The 18929-nt window shown below is 65.1% G+C and carries 18 protein-coding genes; 8 read left to right on the top strand and 10 right to left on the bottom strand.

Translation table 11 applies throughout. The annotated features are described in order from the left end of the window. Nucleotide 1: 1 nt before the first annotated feature. From pstC to RY1_RS25235, 4 genes are all read right to left on the bottom strand, one after another. Nucleotides 2–1045 carry a phosphate ABC transporter permease subunit PstC gene (gene pstC / locus RY1_RS25250; RefSeq protein WP_072806804.1) on the bottom strand — a complete coding sequence of 348 codons (1044 nt, stop codon included), beginning with the start codon at nucleotides 1043–1045 and terminating at the stop codon, nucleotides 2–4. Between the two features lie 94 nt (nucleotides 1046–1139). Then, nucleotides 1140–2237 carry a phosphate ABC transporter substrate-binding protein PstS gene (gene pstS, locus RY1_RS25245; protein WP_072806803.1) on the bottom strand — a complete coding sequence of 366 codons (1098 nt, stop codon included), beginning with the start codon at nucleotides 2235–2237 and terminating at the stop codon, nucleotides 1140–1142. Nucleotides 2238–2434: 197 nt separating this feature from the next. After that, nucleotides 2435–3352 carry a mycothiol synthase gene (gene mshD, locus RY1_RS25240; RefSeq protein ID WP_072806802.1) on the bottom strand — a complete coding sequence of 306 codons (918 nt, stop codon included), beginning with the start codon at nucleotides 3350–3352 and terminating at the stop codon, nucleotides 2435–2437. 4 nt (nucleotides 3353–3356) lie between these two features. Further along, entirely contained in the window at nucleotides 3357–4115 is a 759-nt protein-coding gene (locus RY1_RS25235) for a winged helix-turn-helix transcriptional regulator (protein WP_072806850.1), read from the bottom strand. 170 nt (nucleotides 4116–4285) lie between these two features. Here RY1_RS25235 and RY1_RS25230 point away from each other — a divergent pair, with 170 nt between their 5' ends. The 5 genes from RY1_RS25230 (at nucleotide 4286) to RY1_RS25210 (ending at nucleotide 7380) form a co-directional block, all read left to right on the top strand. Continuing rightward, complete coding sequence (locus RY1_RS25230) at nucleotides 4286–5065, top strand: LmeA family phospholipid-binding protein (RefSeq protein ID WP_072806801.1); 780 nt, start codon at nucleotides 4286–4288, stop codon at nucleotides 5063–5065. Next, on the top strand, nucleotides 5062–5478 hold the full coding sequence (locus RY1_RS25225; RefSeq protein ID WP_072806800.1) for a thioredoxin family protein: 417 nt from the start codon (nucleotides 5062–5064) through the stop codon (nucleotides 5476–5478). The genes RY1_RS25230 and RY1_RS25225 overlap by 4 nt, the downstream gene beginning before the upstream one ends. A 243-nt stretch (nucleotides 5479–5721) precedes the next feature. Next, a complete protein-coding gene (locus RY1_RS25220; RefSeq protein WP_072806799.1) occupies nucleotides 5722–6186 on the top strand; it encodes a DUF4395 domain-containing protein in 465 nt (154 codons plus the stop codon). A gap of 49 nt (nucleotides 6187–6235) precedes the next feature. Continuing rightward, on the top strand, nucleotides 6236–7072 hold the full coding sequence (locus RY1_RS25215; protein WP_072806798.1) for a sulfurtransferase: 837 nt from the start codon (nucleotides 6236–6238) through the stop codon (nucleotides 7070–7072). A 2-nt stretch (nucleotides 7073–7074) separates the two neighbouring features. Beyond that, nucleotides 7075–7380 carry a DUF1416 domain-containing protein gene (locus RY1_RS25210; RefSeq protein ID WP_072806797.1) on the top strand — a complete coding sequence of 102 codons (306 nt, stop codon included), beginning with the start codon at nucleotides 7075–7077 and terminating at the stop codon, nucleotides 7378–7380. Nucleotides 7381–7462: 82 nt separating this feature from the next. Here the strand turns inward: RY1_RS25210 and RY1_RS25205 are convergent, their stop codons facing one another. Continuing rightward, on the bottom strand, nucleotides 7463–8956 hold the full coding sequence (locus tag RY1_RS25205) for a cutinase family protein (protein WP_072806796.1): 1494 nt from the start codon (nucleotides 8954–8956) through the stop codon (nucleotides 7463–7465). A gap of 355 nt (nucleotides 8957–9311) precedes the next feature. Between RY1_RS25205 and RY1_RS25200 the strand changes: the two genes are divergently transcribed. Then, nucleotides 9312–9950, top strand: coding sequence for a heme-binding beta-barrel domain-containing protein (locus RY1_RS25200; RefSeq protein ID WP_174565474.1), 639 nt, complete (start codon nucleotides 9312–9314; stop codon nucleotides 9948–9950). 296 nt (nucleotides 9951–10246) lie between these two features. On the opposite strand, the gene cydC is transcribed toward RY1_RS25200, so the two are convergent. The 5 genes from cydC to RY1_RS25175 form a co-directional block, all read right to left on the bottom strand. Further along, the gene (gene cydC / locus RY1_RS25195) at nucleotides 10247–11881 is read right to left on the bottom strand and encodes a thiol reductant ABC exporter subunit CydC (RefSeq protein WP_072806849.1); all 1635 of its coding nucleotides are present in this window, start codon (nucleotides 11879–11881) and stop codon (nucleotides 10247–10249) included. Next, entirely contained in the window at nucleotides 11871–13541 is a 1671-nt protein-coding gene (cydD, locus tag RY1_RS25190; protein WP_072806794.1) for a thiol reductant ABC exporter subunit CydD, read from the bottom strand. Before cydD ends, cydC begins: the two co-directional genes overlap by 11 nt. Then, entirely contained in the window at nucleotides 13538–14581 is a 1044-nt protein-coding gene (gene cydB / locus RY1_RS25185; RefSeq protein ID WP_072806793.1) for a cytochrome d ubiquinol oxidase subunit II, read from the bottom strand. The genes cydD and cydB overlap by 4 nt, the downstream gene beginning before the upstream one ends. A gap of 10 nt (nucleotides 14582–14591) precedes the next feature. Beyond that, nucleotides 14592–16049 (bottom strand): cytochrome ubiquinol oxidase subunit I, encoded by a 1458-nt coding sequence (locus tag RY1_RS25180; protein ID WP_072806792.1) that lies wholly within the window; start codon nucleotides 16047–16049, stop codon nucleotides 14592–14594. Nucleotides 16050–16157: 108 nt separating this feature from the next. Next, nucleotides 16158–17036 (bottom strand): aminodeoxychorismate lyase, encoded by an 879-nt coding sequence (locus RY1_RS25175; RefSeq protein ID WP_072806791.1) that lies wholly within the window; start codon nucleotides 17034–17036, stop codon nucleotides 16158–16160. Nucleotides 17037–17171: 135 nt separating this feature from the next. Here RY1_RS25175 and ygfZ point away from each other — a divergent pair, with 135 nt between their 5' ends. Both ygfZ and RY1_RS25165 read left to right on the top strand, forming a co-directional pair. Then, nucleotides 17172–18293, top strand: a complete 1122-nt coding sequence (ygfZ, locus tag RY1_RS25170) for a CAF17-like 4Fe-4S cluster assembly/insertion protein YgfZ (protein WP_072806790.1) — start codon at nucleotides 17172–17174, stop codon at nucleotides 18291–18293. After that, complete coding sequence (locus RY1_RS25165; protein WP_072806789.1) at nucleotides 18290–18928, top strand: MOSC domain-containing protein; 639 nt, start codon at nucleotides 18290–18292, stop codon at nucleotides 18926–18928. Before ygfZ ends, RY1_RS25165 begins: the two co-directional genes overlap by 4 nt. Nucleotide 18929: the final 1 nt, after the last annotated feature.

Below are 18929 nucleotides of genomic sequence, written 5' to 3'. Positions count from 1 at the left end.
CCTAGTCCTTCTTTCCAGCGATCGCGGCGCGGGCGCCTGCGTTGACCACGAAGGTGAGCACGAAGAGCACGAGGCCCGCCGCGATGTATGCACCGGCCTGGAGCTGATTGTTGAATTCGCCTGCCGCAAGAGCGATCTTCGTTGCGAAGGTCGATCCGCCGTCGAACAGCGTCCAGCCGAAGGTCGACTGTGTGCTGCGGATGATGATGTAGAGCGCGATCGTCTCACCGAGAGCGCGGCCGAGGCCGAGCATCGAGCCGGACACGAAACCGGACTTGCCGAACGGGATGACCGTCGTGCGCACGACCTCCCAGCGCGTGGCCCCGAGTGCGAGAGCCGCTTCGATCTGGCCCCTCGGCGTCTGGACGAAGACCTCTCTGGTGACCGCTGCGATGATCGGAAGGATCATGACGGCGAGCACGATTCCGCCCGTGAAGATCGTGCCGCCACCGGCGATGGATACCGACCCGGTAGCGAAGAGCGGGAACCACGACAGATTCTCGTTGAGCCATTCGGCGAACGGACTGATGGCGGGCGCAAGAACGTACAGGCCCCAGAGCCCGAACACGATCGACGGCACCGCGGCGAGAAGATCGATGACGTATCCGAGGGGACCGGCGACCTTCTTGGGTGCGTAGTTGGTCAGATAGATGGCAATTCCGAGGGCAACAGGCATCGCGAGAATCAACGCGAAGATCGACACCGTGGCGGTGACGAGAAACAGATCGCGGATTCCGAACACCATTGCCGCGGTGTCCGAGGTACTCCACTGACCGTTGTAGGTCAGAAAGTTGACCGTGTTGTTCTGCAGCGACGGGATGGCCCGCCAGAGCAGGAACACCCCGATCGCGGCGATGAGCACGATGATGAAGACACCCGAGCCCTTGGCAAGGGTGGAGAAGATCCTGTCACCAGGGCGAGTGACGGTGCCGCCCTTGGCCTTGTTGTCCGGCAATTGCTTGGGTTCTTCCGTGTTCCGCGGCGACCGGGCCGCGGGAGAATTCGCCGCGGACGTAACGCCGGTGATCGAGTGGGTGTCGCTCATACCGCTCACGTCTCTCGTGTCGTGGTTGCGACGGTCCTACCCCGACGCCACGGCGCGTGGCCGTGGCGTCGAAGCAAGCTCCCGTCTCATTGAATCAGGCGATGGCGTTGATCGCAGTGACGAGGCGCTCTTTGAAGGCGTCGGGGAGCGGCACGTAGCCGGCTTCCTCCAGACCCTGCTGGCCCTCGTTCGCCGCGCTGAGCAGGAAGGACTTGATCGCTGCGGTGGTGTCCGCGTCGTAGCCCTTCGAGCAGACGATTTCGTAGGTCGCGAGAACCAGCGGGTAGGTGTCCGCTGTGTTGCTGGCGTACAGGGCGTCGATGTCGATGACGAGGTCGTTGCCCTCGCCCTTGAACGCCGCGCTGTCGATAGCAGCACCTGCGGTCTCGCTGCTGAGCTCGACCGGTCCGTTACCGAAGTCGACCGACGCCTTGCCGAGGCTCTCCTGGTCGGCGAAGCCCTTCTCGACGTAGGTGATCGATCCCGGGGTCGCCGCGACTGCCTGTGCGACGCCGGAGGAGCCGTTGGCACCTTCACCGACGCCACCTGCCCAGTCGGAGCTGTGGTCCAGGGTCCATGCCTCGGGAGCGGATGCCGCGAGGAAGCGCTGGAAGTTGTCGCTCGTGCCCGACGAGTCGGAGCGGTAGATCGGCGTGATCGGGGTCGACGGCAGTGTTGCACCCTCGTTCAGAGCGGCGATGGCCGGGTCGTTCCACGTGGTGATCTGGCCGTTGAAGATGCGCGCTGTGACGTCGGGCGTCACCACGAGGTTGTCGACGCCGTCCAGGTTGTACGCAACTGCGACAGGTCCGAAGACGAGCGGGAGGTTCCATGCCGGGTTGCCTTCGCAACGCTCGGCTGCCGCGGCGGCCTGCTCGTCCTTGATGGACGAATCCGAGCCGGCGAAGTCGACGAGTCCTGCGACGAACTGAGTGCGGCCGTTGCCGGAACCGCTGGTGGTGTACTCGACGGCCTTGCCTGCGCATACACCGGCGTAGATGGATGTGAAGTTGGACATCGCGTTCTGCTGGGCCGACGATCCTTCGCCGGTCAGAGGGGACTTACCCTCGCATGTCGCTGCCGAGTCCGCGCCTGATGTCGACTCGACATTCGCGTCGCTGCCACATGCGGTCAGCAGCATCGCGCCGATCGCGACTGCGCCGATGAGAGACGCGCTGCGCTTGAGCTTCACCTGTTTCCTCCGAGGAATCTTGTGCCGTGTCGCCGTGCGAGGAAAGCTCGCGCGGCGAGGTGTAGGTGCCGGCCTCGAGATGACCCTCGCACCGGGCAGCGTCGGCGCCACCCAGGAGAAAAGGTAAGGGGGGCCGGTTGACGGCTACCCCCGGAACGGTGAACGGGAGATGAACAGACTGGGCTGTATGTCCGGTTCTACGCTCGCGCGTAGGCGGCGTCCACGTGGAAGCGCGTGAAAGCGAGTCGTTCGTAGGTGTGTACGGCGGCAGAATTGTCTGCTTCGACGTACAGCAGCACGTTCTCCAGCCCGCGTCCGTGCAAGTAGTGCAGACCGGCGAGAGTCAGAACTCGGCCGAGGCCACGCCCCTGTGCAGCGGGGTCGATACCGACGACGTACACCTCACCGATCTCGTTCTCGGCTGCCTCCGGCGCATGCACCTTGGTCCAGTGGAAACCCAGGAGGTGGTCGGTTCCCTCTTCGAATGCGAGGAACACCCCTGCCGGGTCGAACCATGCTTCGTTTCGACGGTCCGAGATGTCCTTCTCGGTCCATCCACCCTGCTCGGGATGCCAGGAAAAAGCGGCGTTGTTGACCCTCAGCAACTCGGCATCGTCCTGATGTCCACGGTAGGTCCGGAGCGAAATCCATTCGGGTACAACCACATCGGGAAGAGCGGGGACAGCGAGCGGCCGTCGCATCTGCAGCAACTCCCGCGCGATCGTCAACCCGAGTTTCGACGCGACCGCCCGCGCAGGCGCCAGATCTCCGTGTGCCCACACACGAGCGTCGTCGCCGCCTTCGGCGAGAGCACGCTCGACGAGCAGAGTGCCCGTGCCCGCGCCCCGTGAATCGGGATCGACGACAGCTTCGGCCATCGCGGGCGATCCGTCGCCCGCCGGCTCGATTCCGGCGTACCCGACTATCCGCGTTCCATCGGTGGCGACGAGGTGGATGGCACCGGAATCAGCAGACACGGACTTGACTGCCTGTTCCGACAGGGGCGCCGTGCCGTCCGCCGACGTGGCGCGCGCAAGGATCGCATGAATCTGCTCGGACAACTCCGGGGTGACAGCTGCGGACTCGAGCCGCGAGATGTCGAAGGATACGGTCATCTGATCAAGCCGTGCTTCCGTTTGCGGAGCTGAATTCGACGTCCTCCGAGTCGGGGCCGTCGGAATCTGCCGCGACGACACCACCCTTGGCAGTACGACTCGGCCGGACGGCCTTGTATCCCACGTTGCGCACGGTCCCGATCAGCGACTCGTACTCGGTGCCGAGCTTCGCGCGGAGGCGTCGTACATGCACGTCGACCGTACGGGTGCCACCGAAGAAGTCGTATCCCCACACTTCCTGGAGCAGCTGGGCGCGCGTGAACACGCGGCCTGCATGCTGTGCCAGGTACTTGAGCAGTTCGAATTCCTTGTAGGTGAGGTCTAGCGGTCGACCACGAAGGCGAGCGGTGTACGTGCCTTCGTCGATGACGAGTTCACCGAGCGTGATCTTGCCCGACGCTTCCGGGCTCGCGACGCCGCCGGATCTACCCACGAGCAATCGCAGTCTCGCATCGAGTTCGGCGGGACCGGTGCCGGGGAGAAGAATGTCGTCGAGACCCCACTCGGAGTTGACTGCCACGAGGCCGCCCTCGGTGAGCACGGCAACGACGGGGATCGCCGATCCGGTGCTGCCGAGCAATCGACACAGCCCACGCGCGGCAGCGAGATCGGTGCGGGCATCGACCAGCGCGATATCCGCCGAGCCTGCTTCCAGCAGAGACGACACCTCTGTCGGTGCAGGCCTCACGTGATGCGCGAGCAGCGCGAGCGACGGTAGAACAGCCTCCGGATTGGGATCGGAGGTCAGAAGCAGGAGCTCCACACAGCCTCCATTCTTGCCGCTGTCGTGCCGATGCCGACGAGTGTCGACATTCTTCGAAAGGACCGCCGCCTTCGGAAGCGAAGTCGACTGCTTGTTCAAGCGACAAGACTAGCGTGCCTGCGCACCCCTCCGTTCAACGCAGTGCCCGATTCGTCGGTCACAATGGTCGGATGCGGAAACTGATCATCGGTCTCGTGAGCCTGTTGGCTCTCGCCCTCGTCGTCGACTTCGGAGTTGCCGCCTACTCCGAGTACCGAGTGTCTCGCGCCATCCGCGAGGGCGGGGATCTCCCGTCGGACCCACAGGTGACCATTCACGGCTTTCCCTTCCTGACGCAGGCGGTCGACGGCAAGTATCAGAACGTGGAGATCCGGGCGCAGGACGTACCCAACGAGTACGTGCGCGCGACGACCATCGAAGCCAATCTGCGTGGCGTGTCCATCCCACTGTCCGAGCTCGCCGACGGCTCGGTCCACACCGTCCCCGTCGATGATCTCGACGGCCGAGTGCGCATCGAGGCGACGGATCTCGGCCGGTTCCTCGGCATCGTCGACCTGCAGGTTTCCGCTCCCCCGGCGGACAAGTCCGACGGCACGGGCGGGTCGGGTGGATCCGGTATGACGACCAACGGCGGTGTCGTGCTGACCGGCACCGTTCCGGTCGGCCCCATCGAGACATCGGTCAGCGTCCAGGCCGATCTGATCCTGGAGGGAGACAGTGTGAAGATCGTGGCGAGCGACTTCTACTTCGGGCCCGAGGGCAGCGCCGATTTCACGATCCCCGACTTCGCCAAATCCGCGGTGCTCGGCTTGTTCACCAAGACGATCGATCGGCAGACGCTCCCGTTCGGAATCCTGCCGACGGACGTGTACGCGGAAGGTTCGCAGATCGTCATCGAAGGCTCCGCGAGCAACGTGACGATCTCCCTGGACGAGATCGAGAAACAATGATCGGAATCACAGTTCTCGTCGTCGCTCTGGTCGCCGCGACAGTCCTCGGCGTCGTTTTCCGCGCGCGCGCCGGGAAAGTACGGACGACGGAATCGAGTCAGGATTCGTCCGAGGTTCGCTCCCTCCTCCTCGCCGCCGGAGCCGAGACGGGCAGGGCGACGGTTCTGCACTTCTCGGCGGACTGGTGCGGGCCGTGCGCAGCCGTGCGGCGAGTCGTCGGGCAGGTGGTGGACGACCTCGACGGACCGGTCGAGCTGGAGCTCGATATCGACGCCCATCCCGCTCTCGCCCGCGAGCTGGGAGTTCTGTCTCTTCCGACGACTTTCGTACTGGACGGGCGACTCGCACAGCGCGCTCGGATCGCCGGCGTCCCGACCGCGGCGACGCTTCGCGGGGCCCTGGTCGACCTGTAGTTCCCGCTGGTCGTGTTCTCCGGTAGGATGCTCGATGTGTTCTCCCGCCATGAGCTGCTGCTCACCAGTCGCCGCACAGTCGATCTGTGTCGACTCGGCGGTTGTTGCTGTCGCTGCCGCTGATCGTCCGAACGCCGGTGCACCACGCACCCTGGCCCGAGTTCGAGATGACCGCAGCGGACTACGTTCCGCTTTGCCTGCAGATACCCGTTCACGAATCGAACGCTGGAGCACGTACACACCATGTCCTCTGATGCCCCCACCATCGAACAGGTCGACGTTCGAGGTCCACGGTTCGCTGCGTGGATCACCACGGTCGTTCTCGCGGCCGTACTGATTCTGTCGACCTTCCAGGCCACCGTGGCCGCGATCCTGCTGGCCGTACAGGCTGTCGTATTCGCGATCGGCGCAGTCCAAGGACCACGCCGCAGCCCGTACGGGCGCATTTTCGCTGCACTGGTGGTCCCGCGGATCGCGCCCGTCACCGAGCGTGAGCCAGTCGCACCGCTGAAGTTCGCCCAGTTGGTCGGCTTCGTATTCGCGGCGGTCGGCGTTGTCGGCTTCGCAGTCGGCGCGCCTGTACTCGGCGTTGTCGCAACCGGTTTCGCCCTGTTCGCCGCTTTCCTCAACGCAGCCTTCGCGTTCTGCCTCGGCTGCCAGATCTACCCACTCGTGGCACGACTGCGGACACAATCCGCAGGTGCCTGACCGCTCGACCCACCCCTGACCGAAGTTAAGAAAGATCGAAAGGAAACCCATGGCTCGCTCCGACGTCCTGGTCTCTGCCGACTGGGCCGAGCAGAACCTGAATGCTCCGAAAACCGTCTTCGTCGAGGTCGACGAAGACGCAAGCGCCTATGACGGCGGCCACATCGAAGGCGCGGTCAAGCTCGACTGGCGCAAGGACCTCCAGGATGCCGTTCGCCGCGACTTCCTGAATCAGGATCAGTTCTCCGACCTGCTGTCGGCGAAGGGCATCGCGAACGACGACACGATCATTCTGTACGGCGGCAACAACAACTGGTTCGCCGCATACGCGTACTGGTACTTCAAGCTCTACGGCCACAAGGACGTCAAGCTCGTCGACGGTGGCCGCAAGAAGTGGGAACTCGACGGCCGTCCCCTGTCCAAGGACGTCGTCACCCGCGAGGCGACTCAGTACCGCGCCGAGGCTCCCGACCTGTCGATCCGTGCATTCCGCGACGAGGTCATCGACGCCATCGGCAACAAGAACCTCGTCGACGTGCGCTCGCCCGACGAGTTCTCCGGCAAGATCCTCGCTCCCGCGCACCTTCCGCAGGAGCAGGCTCAGCAGCGTGGCCACGTGCCGTCCGCGATCAACATCCCGTGGAGCACCACCGCCAACGAGGACGGCACGTTCAAGAACGACGACGCCCTCGAAGCGCTGTACAAGGAAAAGGGTTACGACGACGGCAAGGCGACCATCGCCTACTGCCGTATCGGCGAGCGTTCGAGCCACACCTGGTTCGTGCTCAAGGAACTTCTCGGCAAGTCCGACGTGAAGAACTACGACGGCAGCTGGGTGGAGTACGGCTCCCTCGTCGGAGCACCGATCGAGTTGGAGGTTCACTGACCATGTGTGCAGCACCCGTACAAGGACAGGCCATTCCGGCAGGCGTCGACGTCGAGAAGGAGACGGTCATCACCGGCCGCGTCCTGGCAGGCGACGGTGAGCCCGTGGGCGGCGCATTCGTGCGTCTGCTCGACGGCACCGGCGAGTTCACGGCCGAGGTCGTGGCATCCGGCACCGGCGATTTCCGCTTCTTCGCCGCTCCCGGAAGCTGGACGCTGCGCGCACTGTCCGCCTCCGGCAACGGCCAGGCGGACATCACGCCCGAAGGCGCAGGCATCCACTCGGCGAACGTGACCGTCGGAGTCTGATCGACCGCGTAGAAATACAAGAACCCCGCAGCGTGCTCGCAGCTGCGGGGTTTTTCGTGCGGCGACGCCGCCCGGATCTGTATCAGCCCTGCGAAGCTTCCGGGACCGTCGACAGCTGCGGCGAGAAAACTCCGGGTGGCACGATGCCGAGCGATTCGAGGAACGCGCCGAGGTCGCTGTCGCGTGTGACGGTGCCCGGAGTCGGCAGCGTCCGAGTCTCGGGCGCAGGCACGGCCTCCGGCAACGGCTGAGCATCCGCAGGCTCCACTACGGTCTCCGGAACGGGAGCGTCGTCGGCGTTCTTCTTCTCGCGCTCGGCCTCCGCCAGATCCGTTACCCAGGCGACGATCTTCTCGCTTTCCCACTCACGTCCGTCGCCGGGATTGTTGTTCCAGTACAGGAGATGCTGGAGGAACCCGATGAAGATGTACGGCCCGAGCACCACGTCGACGATGCCCTTGTTGTTCTCGACGAGCCCTTCGCCCTCGGCGTGCAGCTTCGCGCGCACCGTCTCCGAGCCGGGACCGATGGCCCAGTTCAGGTCTGCGAGAAGCTGATCAGGGGTCAGGTTCGCGTGGGCCTGTGCTTCGTCGACCTGGTAGGTCTGGTCCGAGACCTTCAACAGAACCTCGAGTAGAGTCTCGTCGGATTCGAGCCAGTTCTTGTTGGTGGCGATGTCGACGATCGCGCGGCTGGCTATCGAGGTGACCGTACGAGCGAAGTCGGAGACGGTCTGGATCGGATTGAGGAGCGTGATGCGCATCTGGCCGAGGACACCGAGAGCCAGCTGCAGAGCCACGATGTTGTCGGGCGCATCGCATGCCAGATCGTACGGACGGCAGGACCACGTCATCTTCTCGTTCAACGTGCCGTAGTCCTTCGCGTCGGGTGACTGGAAGCCACCTCGCGTCGGGCCCGGCTCGTCGAAGTTCGGGGCTCCGGCGGGACGGTAAGGATCACCGATCAGTACGACGCCTGCGACGTCGTCGCCGGTGACGAGTGCATCGGGATCGCGGTGACCCAGCTCCATCGACACACGTTCGACGACCTCGCCGCCGACGCTGTATCCGAGGAGGACGAACTTGGTGCCGTCGCCGCACTTGGTCTTGTACTCGTCCAGCAAACGGTTGGTGGCCGCTACGCCCGCGGCAACCGACTCCTGGTAGGGCGGAACGTCGCTGATCACGTCGAGACCGTAGGTGGACGGGTAGGGGACGTACAGCCAGCCCACCGAACCCGGGGTGGCGCTGTTGGCCTGTCCCACCGGGAGCGTGACGTTGCCGACCCAGTTCGAGATCGGCGACCTCGACTCCTCGTTCAGCGGGTCGCGGTCGGCGTCGGAATCCGTTGCGCCCGAGACCGCGAGCATCAGCACGTCGGGGCATTCCTGCGCGTAGTTGTTTCGGTCGATATCGGGCCCGTTCGACGAGCCCGACGACCCGCTCTCGGCCGACCCGGTCGTCGACGACCCCGAGCCGGGCGCGGCCGATGCCGCTGCAGGAACCACCAGCAGCAGCGCTGCCGCGATGGTTATGGATGTGGACAGCAACGAGCCAGCACGCAAACGCCGCGGCATGAAAAATTCCTTCCCCTGAACCAAAAGAGTTCGAACACGAGAGAGCGCCGGGCAGTTTCTCCCCCGCCTCGCGCTTCGATGGAAAGGTACCTTGTCCAAAGCAATCTGTTCGAAATCAATGTGCGCAGAACTATGTACACGTCGCGATCTTGGGAAATGCCACTATCGCGGCGAGCGATCGCCGACCACGATTCGAGCATCGACAGCGCGGGGTCTAAACTGGCGCCGTGGTCATCTTCTTCGAGGTCCTGCTGGCGCTCGCCGCAGTTGCCATCATCGCGTTCTCGCTCTACGTCGTCTACCGCTTGGTCACCGACGAATCGTGAGTGATCGCGCCGCCGACGAGCCGAACGACATCCGTTCCGCAAACGAGGCGATCGCCGAGGCAGCCGAGAAGTTCGCGTCGACATCGACGCGCAACATTCCGACGCTGCCCGATCTGCCGCACCCGGAGGACACCGCGAACCTGCGGCTCGGTCCGGATCTGAATCCCGCGCTGCTGGCCCTTCTTCCGCTCGTCGGAGTGTGGCGTGGCGAAGGCGAGGGGCGCGACCCGGAATCCGGCGACGAGTACCGATTCGGGCAACAGATCGTCGTCTCGCACGACGGTGGCGCGTACCTGGGTTGGGAGTCGCGATCGTGGCGGCTCGATTCCGACGGAAACTACGCCCACCCGGATCTCCGCGAGACCGGCTTCTGGCGTGTCACCGGCGACGGCGTCAAAGGTAGCGACAACGAGGAAGTCATCGAGTTGCTCCTCGCGCACAGCACGGGCATCGTCGAGTTGTACTACGGCCACGCTCTCAATCAGTCCTCGTGGGAGCTCGCCACCGATGTCGTGATCCGGTCGACGTCCGGCACTCTCGTCGGCGGCGCCAAGCGTCTGTACGGCATCGTCGAAGGTGCCGATCTCGCCTACGTCGAGGAGCGCATCGCGGCCGACGGAGAACTCGCCCCCCGGCTCTCCGCCCGGCTCAGCCGCTACATCGGCTGACATTTTTCAGCGCTGGCTGTCACAGAACACACGGCTTGGAGCAGAACACAGGCTTGGAGGCACACGCGAACGGCCCCCGAGCCATACCTGGTTTTCAGGTCTCGGTCGGACACGACCGAGGGCTCGAGGGCCGGGTAGCTGCCTGGGATTCGCTCGCCGCTCGCGCGGGGATGAATCCGTCAGCGGTAGCGGCTAGCTGGCAGCCACCTCACGCGTCCTAGAGTTCATCAACTTCAGACCACCTCCTCTCTCGTGTACTCGACAACGTACGCGGAGAATCCGGGGTCGGCAACGGATTATTCTTCCGGCGAATTCTGCATGCGTAACACCAGGTCAGCGGGGGTGCCTTCCGGCAGTTGGTGGGTGACGAGGACGACCGTGCGTGCTGGGTCCACGAGACCGGAGCCCGGGTCGAGGAGGGCGCGGAGCAACAACGCTCCCCCTGCGTCGTCGAGGTGCTCGGTCGGCTCGTCCAACAGCAGGATCGGGGCCTTCGACAACAACGCTCGCGCGAGCAGAATTCGTCTGCGTTGGCCGCCCGACACCGCCGCTGCACCTCCGATCAGCGTGGTGTCGACGCCGTCCGGCAGTCCGTCGCACCACTCGCCGAGCCCTACCTGCGCCAGCGCACGCTCGGCCTCGCCCTGATCGATGTCTCCTCGGGCGACCCGTAGGTTTTCGAGAATCGAGGTCTCGAACAGGTGCGCATCCTCGGCGAAGAACACCGCACCGCCCGTCTCGACGGTGCCTGCGACCGGAGGCAACAGTCCTGCCAGCGTCATCAGCAGGGTCGTCTTTCCGACTCCGCTCGGCCCGACGATCGCACTGCGGCCGCCTGCGGCAAGGTCGATATCCACCGCGGAGGTCGCCGCCGGTGCCCCTGGCCAACCGCACCTCATCCCAACGGCCCTCAGATGCGCCCCGTGCGGTGTCGGCCAAACCGGTGTGCCCTCAGGCGCCTCGGCGTCGTCGAGCAGTGCCATGATGCGTGCCGCCGACAGCCGTGCCCTCGTCAGAGCCACAGCCGCCCCGGGCAGTGCCGACGTGGCCTCGAACGCGGCAAGCGGTACCAGCACGATGATCGCCAACGCCATCGGCGTCATTGCGCCGTCGGTACCGCCCGCAGGCCCGTAGAGCCCGATGCCGACGAGGAGGGATCCGAGAACCGCTGCCCCGATCGACAGCGGAAGTGCGGCGTCGGCGAACGCGCCGGGTATCGCGGCGCGGTCTCGCGCGGTGACGGTGCGGCGGTTCGCCGCCGACGCCTCGGCGAGGGTCTCCTCGAGGCGTCCCGCCACCCGCAGTTCGGCGCCGTGATCGAGCGCGCGGACCGCTGCCTCGGCGAAATGGGCGCGTGAGCGGACGCCCTCGGATTCGGCGATCGACGCCGACTTCGCGGAGAGCACGGGCGCAAGCACACCGGCTACGAGCAACGCCGCGAGGAGGATCGACGCCGCCGACAGAGACACGAGGGCCAGCAACGCAACCGCTGACACCATCAGCACGACCGATACCAGGATCGGCACGATCGCCTTGATCACCACGTCACCGAGGACGTCGACGTCGGAGCCTGTCCTCGTCATCAGGTCACCTCGCCGAAGTGCGGCCGCGGCAGACGGTCTGCCGTTCGCCAGTCGCTCGTACAACCGTGTTCGCGCCGACGTCGTTCCGCGTAGGGCCGTGTCGTGCGTCGAGAGCCGCTCGAGATAGCGGAACACACCGCGCGAGATTCCCAACGCACGGACCGCGACGACCGCAACGGTCAGGTCGAGCACCGGCGGCATCTGCCAGGCACGGGTGATGAGCCATGCCGACACCGCGGCCAAGGTCAGCGCGCTGCCGAGCGTCGCGACTCCGGCCGCGACGGACAGAGCGACGCGTTTCGGCTGCAGCTCGAGCAACCTCGATGCCCGCCCGAGGTCACCGAACATCATGGTGATGCACCTCCACGACGACGTCGGCGCAGTCGAGCACGGCACGCCGGTGCCCGACCACCACGACGGTCCGGCCCTGGCGTGCGAGGCCGCGCACCGTACGCAGCACGGTTGTTTCGCTGGCGGCGTCGAGATGCGCGGTGGGCTCGTCGAGCAGAACCACCGGCGCCGACGTCGTCAGGACCCGGGTCAACGCCAGCCGTTGTCGTTGACCGAGCGACAGCCCCTCGCCTCCGGTCCCGACGACCGTGTCCCATCCTTCCGGGAGTTCGGCGAGAACCTCGTCGAATCCTGTTGCAGCGCATATCGATCGCAGGACGTCGGGGTCGGGCTTGCTTCCGGTCAGCATCAGGTTGTCGCCGAGGGTGCCCGGCACGAGTACGGGGTGTTGTGGCAGCCATGCGACCTGGCTCCACCACGACGTCGGATCGACGTCGGACAGTGCAGTTCCCCCGATCGTGACGGCGCCGTCCGATGGAGGCGTCAGACCGAGAAGTACTTGCAGCGCAGTCGATTTCCCTGATCCGTTCGGTCCCGCGAGTACCGTCACCGCGCCCGGCTCGAACGCCGCGTCCAGACGATACGGCGCCGAGCCGTTCCGTGCGATCACCGTGACACCCGACAACACGATCGAGGCTCCGTGCGCATCGATCGTGCGGGTTCCGGCCGGCTCCGAGATGCGTCGATCCAGCACCCCGAATGCTTTCTCCGACGCGGCGACACCGTCTTCTGCAGCATGGAACTGGGCACCGACGCGGCGCAGCGGTACGTAGACCTCGGGTGCGAGAACGAGTGCGACGATGCCTGCTTCGAGTGCCATGTCACCGAAGACCAGACGCAGTCCGATGCTCACTGCGACGAGCGCGACACACAGTGTCGCAAGCAGTTCCAACACCATCGAGGACAGAAAGGCGATCTTCAGCGCACGCATGGTCGCTCTGCGGTGCGCTTCGCCGAGTGCTCGAATGCGTGCTGCGGGTCCGTGTTCACGTCCGAGCGCGCGCAGCGTGGGCAGTCCCGCAATCAGATCGAGCAGTTGCGCGGACAGCCGCGTCATCGATTCGAGTGTCCTCGCCGCCCGGCCCTTGGTGAGCAATCCGATGAGAATCATGAAGATCGGAATGAGCGGCAGCGTGACGACGATGATCAGTGCCGACGTCAGATCCTGGAAGACGATGACGACCAGTGTCAGCGGTGTGAGCGTGCAGGCGAGAATCAACGACGGCAGGTACCCCGTCAGGTAGGGCACGAGGCCACCGAGCGCCCTCGTGACCACCGCGGCGACCTCGTCCCGCTCGGACGAGAGTCGACGCGGATCGGCGCGCGATGCAGCGTCGAGCACGTCGTTCTCCAGCTCCTCGACGACCCGCGAGGCGGCACGGTGGCCGTACCTGGACTGCAGCCACGTCGTCACTGTCCTGACCACGACGGCGCCGAGGAGGATCGACACCTGGCCCGACCAGTCTCCGATCGAGCGCGCATCCGTGGTGATGACACCAGCGAGAATCTCACCGATCATCACGGCGGAGACGATGACGCCCGCGGTGTCGATCACCGCCAGCACGACGGTCAGTGCCAGATAGCGCCGCGCCGATCGCGAGTACCGCCACAGCCTCGGGTCGACCGGGCCCCGAGGCTGTGTCTGCACGGTGGTCATGACGGCCGGCCGAGCGACAATCCGATCGAGTCGGGGATCTGGGCGGTGGAGATCCGCTGACGGAACACCCAGTACGTCCACGCCTGGTATCCGATGACGATCGGGGCCATGAACGCCGCGGCCCACGTCATCACTTTCAGCGTGTACGGACTCGACGATGCGTTGTCGATGGTCAGGCTGAACGCGGCATCGGTCGTCGAGGGCATCACGTTCGGGAACAGCGACCCGAACAGCAGCACCACCACAGCTGCGACGGCAATCGTGGTGAATACGAATGCCCACCCCTCGCGCACCCGTGCGGTCAGGGCCACGACGGCGATCAGTGCGACCGCTGCGAGCCCCACCAGGATCCATGTCCGGTTCTTACCGTAGGCGAGCTGCGTCCACAGCGCGAAGCCGCCGCCGACGACGACGGCCGGAACAGACAGTCGGACAGCCATTTTCACGGCATCCTCGTGTACGTCGCCCGAGGTCTTCAACGCGATGAAGACCGCGCCGTGCAATGCGAACACCAGCGCCATCGTTGCACCGCCGAGCAGCGCGTACGGACCGAGCAGATCGAAGAACCCGGCCGTGACCTTCTTGTCCTCGTTGATCGCCACCCCGCTGATGATATTCGCGAATGCAACACCCCACAGCACGGATGGGACCCAGGATCCGATCCCGATTCCGAGATCACAGCGTCTACGCCACACCGGATCATCGATCTTGCCGCGGTACTCGATGGCACAGATGCGCACGATCAGCGCGACGAGTATCAGCAGCAGGGGCAGATAGAAGCCGGAGAACAGCGTCGCGTACCACTCGGGAAAGGCTGCGAACAGCGCCCCGCCTGCAGTGATGAGCCAGACTTCGTTGCCGTCCCAGACCGGGCCGATGGTGTTGAGCACAGCACGCCGCCGCTTCTCCCCGATCTCGGCGTTCGCATGGCGTCCGAACACCGGCATCAGCATGCCGACACCGAAGTCGAAGCCTTCGAGGACGAAGTAGCCGACGAACAGAAATGCGATCGCAACGAACCAGATTTCCTGTAGTCCCATGGTCTCTTCCTCAGTACGCGAACGAAAGTTGTGCGGTCTCGTCGTCTTCGTCGGACTCGTCGTCGGTGTGCGGATGCGCGTCGTGTTCGAGTGGACCCTCGATCACGTAGCGGCGGATGAGGAAGAACCACACGCATCCGAGCGCGGCGTACAGCAGCGTGAACGTCACCAGTGACGCGACAACGAGTGTCACCGGATGGTCCGAGACACCTTGATCGACGGTGAGCCGGATCTGGTCTATTCCAGTCAGATTGGGCGCGACGACCCAGGGTTGGCGTCCCATCTCGGTGAAGATCCATCCCGCGCTGTTGGCCAGGAACGGCGTGGGAATCGCCGCGAGAGAGAGCCACGAGAACCATTTCTGATCGGGCACACGCCCTCCGCGGGTGACCCACAGACCTGCCAGCGCCAGCAGCGCCGATCCGGCGGCGAGGCCGATCATCATGCGAAACGCCCAGTAGGTGACGAACAGGTTCGGCTTGTAGTTTCCTGGACCGAACTGTTGCTCGTACTGCTCCTGCAGTTGGTTGACGCCCTGAACCGTTGCGCCGAAATCGTTCTCGGCGAGGAACGAGGTGAGTCCGGGAATCGAGATCAGGTGCTCGACCGATTCGCAGTTGTTGTGCGTTCCCACGGTCAGCAGCGAGAACGACGCCCCGGTCTCGGTGTCGCACAGCGACTCCGCCGATGCCATCTTCATCGGTTGCTGCTCGAACATCAGCTTGCCCTGTATGTCACCGGTGATCGCGAGCGCGCCACCCGCGACGATCATGACGACGAACGACAGACGCGCGGCTGGCCGAAACATGCTGCGCGAGTTCTTGTCTCCACCCTTCCTCGCCTCTCGGACCATCCACCAGCCCGAGATACCGGCGACGAATGTCGCTGCGGTCAGGAAGGCGCCGGCAACCGCGTGCGGGAACGCGGCCAACGCCGTGTTGTTGGCGAGAAGCTCCCAGATGCTGGTGAGCTCGGCACGTTCGGTCTCGGGGTTGTAGCGCGCACCCACCGGGTGCTGCATCCACGAGTTCGCGGCGATGATGAAGTACGCCGAGGCATTGACGCCGATCGCCACCAGCCAGATTGTCGCCAGGTGAACGAATTTGGGCAACCGGCCCCACCCGAAGATCCACAGACCGAGGAACGTCGATTCGAGGAAGAACGCGACGAGTCCCTCCAGCGCGAGCGGCGCACCGAACACGTCGCCGACGAAGCGGGAGTACTCGCTCCAGTTCATCCCGAACTGGAATTCCTGCACGATGCCGGTAGCGACACCGAGTGCGAAGTTGATGAGAAACAGCTTGCCGAAGAACTTGGTGAGTCGGTACCAGGAGTCCTTCTTGGTGATGACCCACATCGTCTGCATGGCCGCGATGATCGGTGCAAGACCGATCGTGAGCGGCACCAGGATGAAGTGATAGACGGTGGTGATGCCGAACTGCCACCTCGAGACGTCCAAGGCGTCCATGAACTGCTCCGAACTCGCGCGAAACGCGGGAGGCGATCACTGAGAGATCACCGCTGCCACAGGGGCTGCCGCAGCGAGTTCGACAGTACTACTACGCGTAGTAGTAGCTCAAGCGTCGACTACCTCCGCACCCACCGTTTCGACCGCCAGATCGACCATGTCCCGTACGTCGTCCGCGATCTCCGGCACCCCGAGCACGACGCCGTTCAGCGTCACCACACGCGCCGCGAGAGTGACCGACGAGATCAGCCAAACACCATCTGCCGCAATGAGATCCGCGGGAAACACATCCTCCCGCACGCACGTGTAACCCTTGTCGGCCGCCACCTGGAACAACGCGTCGACAGTGGTACCCGCGAGGATGCCGTGTTCGACCGGCGGTGTGATGAGAGTCTTACCGCGGGCGATCATCACAGTCGAGCGCGGGCCTTCGAGAACACGCCCCTCACTGCTCGTGTAGACGACATCATCGGCGCCGGCGCGCGCCGCATGCCGCAACGCCGCCATGTTGGTGGCATACGACAACGTCTTCGCGCCCAACAGTTGCCACGGCGCAGTCGCGGCGAAATCGACCGAGAATCCCCGCGCCAACGTGATCGCGGCCACGCCCTCCGAGCGCGCCTTCGCCACTCGCTCGTGCAACGGACCGACCGTCGCATACCCCGTCGGACCGCCGCCGCTCTCACGTCCCCGACTCAGCACGAGGCGAAGGACACCCTCCTCCTGCGACGTCCTGACCCACTCGTCGACGGCCAACCCCACGACCAACCGCCACACATCGAGATCAGGAACAGGAAGCTCCAGCGCCCGCGCCGACGCCGTCAACCTGGCCAAGTGCAGCTCGACGCCACACGGCGACCCACCCCGCACCAGAATGGTCTCGAAAATTCCGTCCCCCCGAACGGCAGCAAGATCATCGGCACACAGAAGAGGCGTATCCGGATCGTGAACTTGCCCGTCGAGGGTCACTACTACTCGCTCCGACATGCCCGCAGCTTAGTTGCTCACTCCGCCGGCTCCGCTCCTGTCCTACCTGGGTCACTCCGCCGGCTCCGCTCCTGTCCTGGCTGGGTCACTCCGCCGGCTCCGCTCCTGTCCTGGCTGGAGTTCTACTATGGAACCGTGTCCGATACCGTCGCGATCTCACCGAGTCCTCTTCTCACACTCCCCGGCGCTGTGCGTGCTCCCGAAGATTCGGCCGACCACGCTGTGGCATGGCACTACGGCAACCCGTTCGGGGAACAACGAGACGCGGCGTCCGGAGCTGCGATCATCGACCGATCCCACCGATTCGTCATCGCCATCGGCGGTGAAGAACGACTGACCTGGCTCAACACCATCTCGAGCCAGCTCGTTTCCGGTCTACCGAACGGCGGATCTGCCGAGAACCTCTCGCTCGACGTCAACGGCCGCGTCGAACATCACTTCGTGCAGACGGATCTGGACGGGGTCACCTGGATCGACACCGAGGCAGAGTCCGGGCCCGATCTGCTGGCATTTCTGAAGAAGATGGTGTTCTGGTCCAAGGCCGAGCCCCGCGACGGCAGCGAACTGGCTGTGCTGAGCCTGCTGGGTGCCCGCGCTCGTGACGTACTGACGTCGGTCGATGCGCCGATTCCTGAGGGGATCTACGACGCCGTCGCACTCGACGGCGGCGGCTTCGTCCGCCGGATGCCGTGGCCCGGGCCGGACGCATTCGACCTGCTCGTCCCCCGCACCTCGCTGACCGAATGGTTCACCAAGCTGCGCGACGCAGGCGCCACCCCCGCCGGAACCTGGACCTACGACGCCCTCCGGGTGGAATCTCTGCGCCCACGAATCAGCGTCGACACCGACGAGAAGACCATCCCCCACGAGGTCCGCTGGATCGGCGGGACGGCCGAACTCGGCGCGGTGCATCTCGACAAGGGGTGCTATCGGGGGCAGGAAACCGTGGCGCGGGTCCACAACCTCGGTCGTCCGCCGCGGCACCTGGTGCTCCTGCACCTCGACGGGTCGGCCGACGGGCGTCCGGTCACCGGGGATCCCGTTACCGCCGGTGGCCGCACAGTGGGGCGACTGGGCACCGTCGTCGACCACTTCGAGCTCGGTCCGATCGCGCTCGCGCTCGTGAAGCGGACGATTCCGGTGGACACCGAGCTGGTGGTCGGTCCGTGCGCCGCGTCGATAGATCCCGACTCCATCCCCGACTACGACGACGTGCAGGCAGGGCGTGCGGCCGTGGATCGCCTCCGCGGCCGATGACCGGGTTCGTCGAGGCGGTCTGCGTCGTGCATGCAGACGTTCCCGTCGGGCGTCGTTCGGTCGTGAACTCCGCCATCGACAAGCGGCCGGTGGCGGGCGCCGTCGACGTCCACGAGTTGGGGCTCGCCGGCGACCACAGCAGCGACACGAAATTCCACGGAGGAATCGACCAAGCGGTGTACGCCTACGACGACGCCGAGGCGCAGCGCTGGTCCTCGGAACTGGGTCGCGAGATTCCTCCCGGCTGGTTCGGCGAGAATCTGCGAACCGTCGGCGTGCCCGTCACCGATGCTGTGATCGGATCCTCATGGAGAATCGGCACGACGCTGCTCGAGGTGACCATCGCGAGAAGGCCGTGCGGCACGTTTGCTCGGTGGGTCGACGAACCGCGTTGGGTGCGCAGGTTCACCGAACGCGGTGACGTCGGGGCCTATCTCAAAGTGGTCGAGCCAGGCCTCCTCGCCGCCGGGGACCCGATCGTCGTCGAGTCGGTGCCAGAGCACGGCGTGACCGTCAGGACCCTGTTCGAGGGCAACGATGTGGACGGCTTGAAGCGGTTGTTGGAGACACCGAATCTCGCAGTGAAGGTCGAACGCGATGTTCGGGCGGCTCTCGGGGTACGTTCCAAATCGTGAT

The sequence above is a fragment of the Rhodococcus yunnanensis NBRC 103083 genome (assembly GCF_001895005.1).
Lineage (GTDB): Bacteria > Actinomycetota > Actinomycetes > Mycobacteriales > Mycobacteriaceae > Rhodococcoides > Rhodococcoides yunnanense.
This window is presented reverse-complemented; position numbering and strand designations above follow the sequence as displayed.

What these genes read in the sequence shown, in the direction of transcription:
- pstC (WP_072806804.1), bottom strand. Translation starts at nt 1,045, where the DNA reads ATGAGCGACACCCACTCGATCACCGGCGTTACGTCCGCGGCGAATTCT.
- mshD (WP_072806802.1), bottom strand. Translation starts at nt 3,352, where the DNA reads ATGACCGTATCCTTCGACATCTCGCGGCTCGAGTCCGCAGCTGTCACC.
- RY1_RS25230 (WP_072806801.1), top strand. Translation starts at nt 4,286, where the DNA reads ATGCGGAAACTGATCATCGGTCTCGTGAGCCTGTTGGCTCTCGCCCTC.
- RY1_RS25225 (WP_072806800.1), top strand. Translation starts at nt 5,062, where the DNA reads ATGATCGGAATCACAGTTCTCGTCGTCGCTCTGGTCGCCGCGACAGTC.
- RY1_RS25220 (WP_072806799.1), top strand. Translation starts at nt 5,722, where the DNA reads ATGTCCTCTGATGCCCCCACCATCGAACAGGTCGACGTTCGAGGTCCA.
- RY1_RS25215 (WP_072806798.1), top strand. Translation starts at nt 6,236, where the DNA reads ATGGCTCGCTCCGACGTCCTGGTCTCTGCCGACTGGGCCGAGCAGAAC.
- RY1_RS25210 (WP_072806797.1), top strand. Translation starts at nt 7,075, where the DNA reads ATGTGTGCAGCACCCGTACAAGGACAGGCCATTCCGGCAGGCGTCGAC.
- RY1_RS25205 (WP_072806796.1), bottom strand. Translation starts at nt 8,956, where the DNA reads ATGCCGCGGCGTTTGCGTGCTGGCTCGTTGCTGTCCACATCCATAACC.
- cydC (WP_072806849.1), bottom strand. Translation starts at nt 11,881, where the DNA reads ATGTTCGGTGACCTCGGGCGGGCATCGAGGTTGCTCGAGCTGCAGCCG.
- cydD (WP_072806794.1), bottom strand. Translation starts at nt 13,541, where the DNA reads ATGACCACCGTGCAGACACAGCCTCGGGGCCCGGTCGACCCGAGGCTG.
- cydB (WP_072806793.1), bottom strand. Translation starts at nt 14,581, where the DNA reads ATGGGACTACAGGAAATCTGGTTCGTTGCGATCGCATTTCTGTTCGTC.
- RY1_RS25180 (WP_072806792.1), bottom strand. Translation starts at nt 16,049, where the DNA reads ATGGACGCCTTGGACGTCTCGAGGTGGCAGTTCGGCATCACCACCGTC.
- RY1_RS25175 (WP_072806791.1), bottom strand. Translation starts at nt 17,036, where the DNA reads ATGTCGGAGCGAGTAGTAGTGACCCTCGACGGGCAAGTTCACGATCCG.
- RY1_RS25165 (WP_072806789.1), top strand. Translation starts at nt 18,290, where the DNA reads ATGACCGGGTTCGTCGAGGCGGTCTGCGTCGTGCATGCAGACGTTCCC.